Annotated in this window: 7 protein-coding genes; 4 read left to right on the top strand and 3 right to left on the bottom strand. The window is 43.6% G+C overall.

Annotation, left to right across the window (positions count from 1 at the left end):
• Positions 1 to 201 precede the first annotated feature (201 nt).
• Positions 202 to 639 (top strand): acyl-CoA thioesterase, encoded by a 438-nt coding sequence (locus CH376_RS23245; RefSeq protein WP_100785182.1) that lies wholly within the window; start codon positions 202 to 204, stop codon positions 637 to 639.
• Between the two features lie 2 nt (positions 640 to 641).
• Here CH376_RS23245 and CH376_RS23250 read toward each other — a convergent pair whose 3' ends face one another.
• The 3 genes from CH376_RS23250 to CH376_RS23260 form a co-directional block, all read right to left on the bottom strand.
• Entirely contained in the window at positions 642 to 872 is a 231-nt protein-coding gene (locus CH376_RS23250; RefSeq protein WP_125231922.1) for a hypothetical protein, read from the bottom strand.
• Positions 862 to 1,497 (bottom strand): zinc finger Ran-binding domain-containing protein, encoded by a 636-nt coding sequence (locus CH376_RS23255; protein ID WP_100788529.1) that lies wholly within the window; start codon positions 1,495 to 1,497, stop codon positions 862 to 864. Before CH376_RS23255 ends, CH376_RS23250 begins: the two co-directional genes overlap by 11 nt.
• Positions 1,498 to 1,797: 300 nt before the next feature.
• Positions 1,798 to 2,697 carry a LysR family transcriptional regulator gene (locus CH376_RS23260; protein ID WP_100785185.1) on the bottom strand — a complete coding sequence of 300 codons (900 nt, stop codon included), beginning with the start codon at positions 2,695 to 2,697 and terminating at the stop codon, positions 1,798 to 1,800.
• A gap of 99 nt (positions 2,698 to 2,796) precedes the next feature.
• Between CH376_RS23260 and leuC the strand changes: the two genes are divergently transcribed.
• The 3 genes from leuC to lpxD all read left to right on the top strand — a co-directional run bounded on the left by leuC (position 2,797) and on the right by lpxD (position 6,141).
• Positions 2,797 to 4,209 (top strand): 3-isopropylmalate dehydratase large subunit, encoded by a 1,413-nt coding sequence (gene leuC, locus CH376_RS23265; RefSeq protein ID WP_100785186.1) that lies wholly within the window; start codon positions 2,797 to 2,799, stop codon positions 4,207 to 4,209.
• The gene (gene leuD, locus CH376_RS23270; RefSeq protein ID WP_100785187.1) at positions 4,206 to 4,799 is read left to right on the top strand and encodes a 3-isopropylmalate dehydratase small subunit; all 594 of its coding nucleotides are present in this window, start codon (positions 4,206 to 4,208) and stop codon (positions 4,797 to 4,799) included. The genes leuC and leuD overlap by 4 nt, the downstream gene beginning before the upstream one ends.
• 328 nt (positions 4,800 to 5,127) lie before the next feature.
• Positions 5,128 to 6,141 carry a UDP-3-O-(3-hydroxymyristoyl)glucosamine N-acyltransferase gene (gene lpxD, locus CH376_RS23280; RefSeq protein ID WP_100785189.1) on the top strand — a complete coding sequence of 338 codons (1,014 nt, stop codon included), beginning with the start codon at positions 5,128 to 5,130 and terminating at the stop codon, positions 6,139 to 6,141.
• Positions 6,142 to 6,172: the final 31 nt, after the last annotated feature.

Below are 6,172 nucleotides of genomic sequence, written 5' to 3' on the forward strand. Positions count from 1 at the left end.
AATTCTTACAGCGCGTCCCAAAAACTTATTGTATTTTGTCGAAAAGATCAAGCTGCAAGGTTCTGTCCCAGTTTTGGGACAGGTTCTTATAAAAAAATGAAAACTTACCGTATTGTGAAGAGTGTTAAATAGTAGACAAAATTGTCTACTATTTAATAGGATATTTAAAGGTAGAACAATCGGTCTACCTTTGGAGAGTTTATGAATACCTTCGAAAAAGAAAAAGTTTCGGAAAATCCTATCAAACTTTTTACCAATGTCTTAAAAGTCCGTTGGGTGGATTTGGACGAGAACGGCCACGTCAATAACGGGGTGTATCAGAGTTATTTTGACGAGGCGCGTCGGGCGGCCTTTGAAGATTCAGGATTGGATATGAACGATTTAAGGAAACGTCATATAGGTCCGGTGATTTTGAAAGCCGAATTGGATTATAAGGCGGAACTGAAATATCCGGAAAACGTAAAACTCACGACTCGATTCGAAGCCCAGAAAGGAAGCCGCGTATTGGTCGTTCAGGATCTTTATAGAGAATCGGACGGAGTCTTGATCTGTTCCGCAAAATTCTACGGTTTGTTCATGGATCTCAAAAGAATGCGTCCATACAAAGTAAGCGACGAAGAGGCGAGTAAACTTTCGTAAGTTTAAAGCGGATTTCTCTGAACATGATAACGGTCGAGAATTTCTTTCTTAGAAATAGGAGCTTCGATTCCGTCGATCGGATTCCAATGAAATTGCGGGAACGGAGCATAACGTTGGAGACGCACTTTAAACGAACGAAAAAAGATGGAATCGGTCGAAACCCTTCGATTGAGCGCAGCCGTTTCCATCTTAGAATGGATACAATTCTTTAAAAAGCATATTCTAATCTTCATTTCGAAATCGTTTGCGGGTTGAAAGGCGCTCTTGGACGAATAGAAGCATTCCCGCGATAAGGAGGTATTCCGTAAATCGAATCCCCAAAGTTGCCGGGAGTTGAATGCGTGAAATTTCTTTTCCGCCCGGATCCAAACAGGAAAACGCCTGAGCTGTGTCCGTCCTGCCGGGAAGGGGATGGCTTATCAAGACGGATCTTTTCATCGTTGTGGAATCCGGACATAAGTATCGAAACGGAAAGTTGTATAAATAATTTCCGGTTTGATCCAAAGACATTCCCATAATGGAGAAGAATACGATGAAGACGGCCTTTGCGGGAGGTCCGAGTTGAGATCTTACCGCGGACCTTGCTCCAAAATATCCTCCAATCAACAAAAGAAGACCGGCAAATCCTTCCCAATGAGAAATTGCCGCGATAAACAGGATCGGGGTAAGAATCACCGCGGCTACGCCCAAAAGAACGATCAAAATCCACCCAAAGGTGCCTAACGTTGAAATTTTCCGAAGCAAAAAGTTGGAAGAATCGACGGTTTTGACATTCGCTCCTCTCATATTTCCGCATTGCGCGCAATGCGGCAAGTCCATCGGATTCTTATAGTCGCAGTGTTGGCAGATCCATTTCATAATTTTGATTTTGAAAAGTTGTATTTGATCGGCAAGATTTTTTCACAATCAATTTTTAAGTTCACGCGAGCTGAACTTAAATTGCGCAAGTTACGTAATGTATTAAATCCGGAAATTCTTATCTGTCACGATGAGATATGAATCAAAGAATTTTTACTACGATCCTAATCGCGCTTATAGGTTTAGCTTGTGCTCATAAGAAATAAGTCATAGATGATTCTTTTTTTCTTGTTGTTGCAAAAACCGGTCCTAATTAAAAAGAAACGATCAATCTATTTTAGAATATTCTATTTTTATAAATTACCTCTGATCGATAAAGGAGCCGAATCTTTCGCGGCTTTCATGAACCAGCTCCTCCGCCAATTTGGACAAGCCGGGGCGGATCGATTTCTTATGACAAAGAAAGAATTTTCTTTCAACGATCAACTCCTGGATCGGTATCATACGCAGTTTGGAAGAAAGGCTGTATTCGGACAAAAACCCCAGTCCCAATCCGGCTTCGATACTTTTGATTACCGATTCCACGCTTCTTAACTCCATTCCTATTCGGGGTCGAAATTCTTTACCTAGGGATCTTATTTTTTTTTCTACGGCTTTTCGAATGGCAGATGCCGGATGAAAGAATACGAAGGATTCTTCTTTGATATCTTTTAGAGTTTGTTTTTTTCTTTGAAAAACGGGATGCGATTTGGGCGCGACCGGAACGATTCTGTCCGACAAAAATTCCCTGGAAATTAGTCCCGGCTCGTTCACGGGGCCGGTAAGAATTCCGAGGTCCACTTCGTTTAACAAAATCGCTTCTTTGGTTTCTAGAGAGTCTCCTTCCCTCACGGATAATACCAATTCCGGATGATCCTTTTTTATTTTTTTTAGAATTTCGGGAAGAATCCAAGCGGATACTGTCCCTCCGGCGGAGATCGAAAATTCACCTGAAAGTTCTTTTCCGGGTTCTTTCATTCCTGTTTTTAATTCTTCCCATAGATCTTTCATTCTCATCGCGTAGGCGAGTAAAATTTCCCCGTCGTGCGTCAGTCTGATCTGTCTCGGGCCTCTTTCGAAAACGAGTGAACCCAATTCTTTCTCTAAGAGAAAAATTTGTCTGGAAAGCGCGGGTTGGGTTAATCCCAGTTTAGAAGCGGCTCTTTGAAAGGTGCCGGCTTCGTGAATTTCCAGAAAATATCTTATCTGTCTGAACTCCATTCTGTTCTCAATGTATTACTTTTAGTTATAATGTCAATCAATCCTATTTATTTGCATTATATATTTGCTTATGTTATGGTTTTTCCATCGGAGGACAACATGGCCGGTAAAACATTGTATGATAAAATTTGGGACTCGAGAGTCGTCGCGAAGGACGGAGAAGAGGATATCCTCTACGTGGATAGACACCTTTTACACGAAGTTACTTCGCCGCAGGCGTTTACTGCTCTTCGTGAAAAAGGACGAACGGTCAGGAAAAGGGAACGAACGCTCGCGATTATGGATCACAACGTTTCCACGAGAAATCGCGAGTGGGACGGCGCGGGACCTGTTTCGAAAAAGCAAATGGAGCTTCTTTCCGAAAATTGCAAGGACTTCGAAATCGAATTGTTGGATATAAATCATCCGGATCAGGGGGTCGTTCACGTCGTCGGACCCGAGATGGGATTAACGTTACCCGGAACAGTAATCGCATGCGGAGATTCGCATACTTCCACTCACGGCGCGTTCGGTGCGTTTGCCCTCGGAATCGGAACGAGCGAAATCGAACACGTTCTGGCTACGCAGACGGTTCGTCTGAAAAAATCAAAGAACCTTTTGGTTCGAGTCGAAGGTGAACTTTCCCCCGATGTTACGGCGAAAGACTTAGCCCTTTTTTTGATCGGAGAAATCGGTACCGACGGCGGTCAAGGTTACGTGATCGAATATTCAGGCGAAACGATTCAGAAACTTTCAATGGAAGGCCGGATGACTCTTTGCAATCTCTGTGTCGAGGCAGGCGCTCGGGCCGGTATGATCGCTCCCGATGCGACTACGTTTTCTTATTTGGAAGGGAGGGATCGGTCTCCGAAAGGAGAAGAGTATATCAAAAAAGTTGAATATTGGAAAACCTTAAAATCGGATTCGGACGCGGTTTTCGACAGAACGGTCGTTTTGAACGCGAGCGAAGTATTCCCTATGGTAACCTGGGGAACAAATCCAGGTCAGGTCGTTCCGATTACGTCTTCGGTCCCCGATCCCGATTCTTTTTCGAATCGTGAAGCGATGGCCGCCGCGAGAAGGTCGTTGGAATACATGGGTTTACAGCCGGGACAAATGATGCGGTCCGTCGGCATAGACAAGGTTTTTATCGGATCCTGCACGAACGCTCGCATAGAAGATATCAGGAAGGCCGCCGGACTCGCGAAAGGGAGAATGGTTTCGCCTAACGTGCAAGCCATTGTTGTTCCAGGTTCCGGAAGGGTAAAACGTCAGGCAGAAGAGGAAGGATTGGATCGGATTCTTATGGACGCAGGTTTCGAATGGAGATTGCCGGGTTGCTCTATGTGTCTCGGAATGAACGACGATTTTTTGAAACCCGGAGAACGTTCAGCTTCCACTTCCAATAGGAACTTCGAAGGGAGACAGGGAAGAGGCGGACGAACGCATCTTGTCAGTCCGGAAAGCGCCGTGGTGGCGGCGATTCTCGGAAGATTCGGAACCATTTCGGAATTGAAGGAGGAAACGGTATGAGTCGGTCATGGAGACAACACAAAGGGGTCGCGGTTCCTCTGTATCGAAAAGACATCGATACGGATCAAATTCTTCCAAAACAATTTATGAAGAAGGTGGAACGAAGCGGGTTCGGTAAACATCTTTTTCACAATTGGAGATATTTAGACGAAGAAGGAGAAAAGGAAAATCCCGACTTCGTATTAAACGAAAGTCGATATAGAAATGCCTCCGTTTTGATCGCGGGAGAAAACTTCGGATGCGGTTCGAGTAGGGAACACGCTCCTTGGTCCTTAGCGGATTTCGGATTTCATGCAATCGTTGCGCCTTCTTTCGCAGATATTTTTTTCGGGAATTGCGCCAAGAACGGAATCGCTTTGATTAAATTGTCTTTTCAGGAGGTAGAGGAAATTTTGAGATATGTAACGGATAACGAAGGGGCGGAATTAGGGATCGATCTAGAAACGTTAGTTGTCTTTGCAGGGGATAAGGAATATCACTTTACACTTTCTGAATCTTTGGCGGACCGAATCAGAAATGGATGGGACGATATCGATCTAACTATGAAATTTTTGTCGAAAATCGAAAAGTTTGAATCTTCTCTATTTTGAAAATTTTATGAATCGTTTGCTTTTGTTTCCCGATTGCGGACGATTCAGAACTTTTCTGAATATTACTAAAATCAATTATAAGAATTTTTTTAAAACAATTAGAACCTATTTTAAAAACGGAGGTCTGATACTACTTTCAATTTTGATTCTCGGGAATAATGAACACCGTCCGGTTTGCCGGAGTTTAAAAGATTTCATTTTATAAAAGCATTCTTTAAGTGAGTGGAACTGCTTTTATTGTTCTATAATTTCGAATCTTCTGATTACAAATATTGAAATCTAAAAAAACGAGTTGAGTCCTTTTTTTAGATTCTAAAAATTTGATATCATGAAAGCCAAAGATTTAGCGAAAACCCTCGGGTTGGAATTAAAAGGAAACGGCGAACAAGAGATAAACGGCGTCGGCGACATCGAAAATCATTCTTCTGTTCAAGCGGATAAAATATATTATTTCGAAGCGAAGAAATATCTCAGCTCGAATCCAAAAGCGAAACAGGTTCAGATCGCGTTGACGATCGCTCCTTTAGCTTCTGAATTTCCTTCGGCGTTGATCGTTCCCGAAGGACAGGCACGACTGAAATTTATCGAGCTACTTTCTCTCTTTGAGAAAAAACCGAAGTACGATCCTTCGATTTCTACAAAGGCGAGCATTCATCCAAGCGCCAAAATCGGCAAGAATGTTACGATTATGGACTTTGCGGTGATTCAGGAGAATGCGGAAATCGGAGACGCATGTCAGATATTCCCGAACGTAGTCGTAGAAAGCGGAGCTAAGATCGGCGAAGGTACGATTCTTAAATCCGGAGTGATCGTCGCTTATAATTGTACATTAGGAAAACATAATTTAATTCACGCAAATACCGTGATAGGCGCGGACGGTTTCGGATTTTATGATAAAGGAGGCGTGCGTTATAAGGTTCCTCAAATCGGAATTTCTGCGATCGGAGATTACGTCGAGATGGGAGCTTGTTGCACTGTGGATCGTGCAACGATCGAAACTACTTCGGTCGGCAATCACACGAAGTTCGACGATCATGTTCATATCGCCCACAATTGCAGAGTCGGAAACTTTGTTTATATCGCGGGCGGAACCGTTCTCGCGGGATCGGTTACTCTGGAAGACGGAGTGATCATGGGCGGTCAGGCGGCGGTAGCGGAAGGAATCACGATGAGAAAAGGATCGATTCTTATGGGAATGTCCGGACTCACGGAGGACAGCGCGGAAAAAGTCGCTTACTTCGGAATTCCCGCAAAACCGGCGTTAGAGATGCATCGAATCCATTCTTCCATGGCGAAGCTGCCCGAACTCGTCAAAGAACACAGAAATCGAACCAAAGGTTGATTTGTCTTTTATGCGGAAGGGAACGGCTTTT

It is taken from the genome of Leptospira adleri, from assembly GCF_002811985.1.
GTDB lineage: Bacteria > Spirochaetota > Leptospiria > Leptospirales > Leptospiraceae > Leptospira > Leptospira adleri.